This is a genomic window from Parabacteroides sp. AF19-14 (assembly GCF_003635485.1).
Taxonomy (GTDB): Bacteria; Bacteroidota; Bacteroidia; order Bacteroidales; family Tannerellaceae; genus Parabacteroides; species Parabacteroides distasonis.
In genome coordinates, this window is the sequence record NZ_QTMJ01000042.1 from 7,429 (window position 1) to 8,041 (window position 613).

A 613-nucleotide genomic window follows, 5' to 3' on the forward strand; every position below is an offset into this window, starting at 1 on the left:
TGGTTCGATTTCAAGATATTGGTGAAGACGTTCTTGAACATAGTGTTCGGGAAGAAATTCTAGATACGGTGTTGGTTCCTCTGTTGGACGTGATCCGTGTGGTAATGGGCTGATTGAACGGAATCGGGAACGGAAAGAGAGCGAACAACTGCGATAAGTGAAGAATTATTATCGGGATAGGTGTGGGGAAATCGTAAATGTGATTTTTTTTGTAGATAAAGAAGGATAAATATAAGACTCATGGATACTCGACAAGCGGAAATAGTAGATAAGATCCATTTTGCGGTGATGGCCATAGAAGCCTCTGCCAAGAAAATGCGTATCTCTCCGATGGAAATGCGTAGACGCTTGGAGAAGGTAGGATTGGTGCGTCGCTTGCTGTTGGATTGCTATGATGTCATGCACACCCAAAGTCTGAGGAATGTAGCGGAGGATGTCGTGGAGGCCTTGCGAAACTGGGAAGCCGCTGCGTCCGGAGGTGCGAAAGGAGGTGAGTTATGATTGTTCTATATCATGAGACAACACTTCGGTTGGAGCAACCCTTGGCGTGTGTGGGGCGGGAAGATTTGGACTTTGGAAAGGGTTTCTATTTGACCCGTTTGCGAGATCAAGC

General features: G+C 46.3%; 1 protein-coding gene. It reads left to right on the forward strand.

The annotated features are described in order from the left end of the window. Positions 1-240 precede the first annotated feature (240 nt). Positions 241-501 (forward strand): DUF3791 domain-containing protein, encoded by a 261-nt coding sequence (locus DWX33_RS21885; RefSeq protein ID WP_122381033.1) that lies wholly within the window; start codon positions 241-243, stop codon positions 499-501. Positions 502-613 lie beyond the last annotated feature (112 nt).

Bases quoted from the DNA above. Each gene is read 5' to 3' on its own strand.
- DWX33_RS21885 (WP_122381033.1), top strand. From the start codon at position 241: ATGGATACTCGACAAGCGGAAATAGTAGATAAGATCCATTTTGCGGTG.